The sequence below is a fragment of the Amycolatopsis rhizosphaerae genome (assembly GCF_007713715.1).
GTDB classification, from domain to species: domain Bacteria; phylum Actinomycetota; class Actinomycetes; order Mycobacteriales; family Pseudonocardiaceae; genus Amycolatopsis_E; species Amycolatopsis_E rhizosphaerae.
Genome location: NZ_VJWX01000791.1, coordinates 1 through 1,822 on the forward strand (window position 1 = coordinate 1; position 1,822 = coordinate 1,822).

General features: G+C 69.7%; 3 protein-coding genes. 1 reads left to right on the forward strand and 2 read right to left on the reverse strand.

Annotated features, from left to right (window positions below; translation table 11 throughout):
• The coding region (locus tag FNH05_RS36870; RefSeq protein ID WP_246128160.1) for a multicopper oxidase domain-containing protein at positions 1-463 on the reverse strand (463 nt) is incomplete at its 3' end.
• Positions 456-836, reverse strand: a complete 381-nt coding sequence (locus FNH05_RS36875) for a hypothetical protein (protein ID WP_144593457.1) — start codon at positions 834-836, stop codon at positions 456-458. The genes FNH05_RS36875 and FNH05_RS36870, both read right to left, overlap by 8 nt.
• A gap of 113 nt (positions 837-949) precedes the next feature.
• Between FNH05_RS36875 and FNH05_RS36880 the strand changes: the two genes are divergently transcribed.
• Positions 950-1,822: LysR family transcriptional regulator (locus tag FNH05_RS36880; RefSeq protein WP_144593458.1), on the forward strand; the 873-nt coding region annotated here is incomplete at its 3' end.

Consider the following 1,822-nt stretch of genomic DNA (forward strand, 5'->3'; position numbering starts at 1 on the left):
GGGCTGGCCAGCCGTCGGGCAGGACGAGGTCCGTCGGGTATCCGTCGGAGTCCGGCGTGTTCCGTCCACCGTGCAGGTGCACGACGGTCGGCACGGGCAGTTCGTTGCGGTGCGTCACGGTGACCGGCCTGCCGCGGCGCGCCTCGATCGTCGGGCCAGGGAAGGTGCCGTGGTAGGTCCACATCGGAGTCCTGACGCCGGGCAGGATCTCCAGGGACACCTCACGCTGGCTGATCTCGTACCGGTCGACACCGCCCGAGGTGGTGACCGGTTTCAGCACGGACGGAAGCGGCAACGGCACTCCGAACGCGGGTGGCAGCGGCAGTGCACTGGCCAACTCGGCACCGGTGAACGGTACTCGGCGCGACAGCGCGGCCGCGGCCGACAGTCCGGTGACTGCCATCAGCCCGAGCGCCCCGCCGATGCCCAGCGCCTGGCGCCTGGTCAGGTTCGGCTCACGCACGGCCGGCCTCCTGACGGTGGGCCGGCCGCCGCCAGACGGCGATGAACAGCACGACGAGCCCGGCGATGGTCGACACGCCCAGCGGAAGGTGCAGCCACAGCGTCCCGTCCAACCCGGCGAAGTACTGCACCGTCTCGGCCGCCACGACGGCCAGCGTGGCGAGCAACGGCCAGGCCTGACGCGACCGGACCCAGACCACGATCGCCGCGATCAGCTGCAGGTAGCCGAGGGAGGTGACGACGTTCGCGCCGGCCGCATGCCAGCGCAGGCCGTCGAAGTCACCGCCAAGGTACAGGCCGGCGAACACGGGCTGGCCGAAGATCGCGACCAGGTGCGCGGTGACCAGGGCCCGCATCACCCCTCCGGTGATCATGAGGCCTCCTCCTCACTCCGTTCTTGATCCACCTCCCGAAGCTATGACCGCAGAGTTATCCTGTCTAAGATCAATATTGCTATCTCGTTATGTTCTGGCGGATATGAGGGACGATGGATCTGAACTCGCTCAACCAGTTCCTGGTGGTGGCGCGACTGGAGCACCTCAGCCGCGCCGCCGACGAGCTCCGCGTCGCCCAGCCATCCTTGAGCCGCACCATCGCCCGTCTGGAGAGCGAACTCGGCACGCCGCTGTTCGACCGGGGCGGCCGTCTCCGGCTGAACGAGGCCGGGAAGCTCTTCCGCGGTTACGTCGAACGTTCCCTGGGCGAGCTCGAAGCGGGCAGGCGTGCCGTCGCCGAGGCCACCAGCGAGGGCGTGCGCACCGTGCGGCTGGCATCGGAGACCTTCCTCACCCTCACCGGACCGCTGGCGGCGTACAAGCGCGCGCATCCCTCCGTCGAGGTCGAACTCCACTGGTCGCCTGCCGAGGACATGGCCCGCCGCCTGCGAGCCCACGACGTCGATCTGTGCGTCGCCTCCCAGCCGATCGAAGCCGAGGGCCTGGAGCGGATGCAACTGCTCGACGAGGCGGTGGGGGTGGCCACGCCCCCTGACCACCCACTGGCGGCCCGTACGTCGGTGAGCGTCGAGGAGCTCGCCGGCCAGGCGTTCGTCACCGCGCGCAAGGGGCACTGGCAAAGGCGCCTGCTCGACCGGCTCTTCGCCGCGCGAGACCTGACACCGAAGATCGTCTGCGAAGTCGACGAGCTCAGCGCCATCGCCGACCTGATCGGCGCTGGACTCGGCATCGGTCTCGTCCCCGCCTTCGCCCGGCAGACGGCCACCCGGGCCCCGCTCGTCTGGACCGCCGTGGCCAGCCCCGACTGCCGTCGCAGGCTCACCCTGTTCTGGGGCGCCGACAGCCATTTGTCGACCGCGGCCCGCCTGATGCGCACCATGATCACTGATTGGGACTGGACCACA

Excerpts from the sequence above, each read along its gene's own strand:
- FNH05_RS36875 (WP_144593457.1), bottom strand. The coding sequence starts at position 836 with ATGATCACCGGAGGGGTGATGCGGGCCCTGGTCACCGCGCACCTGGTC.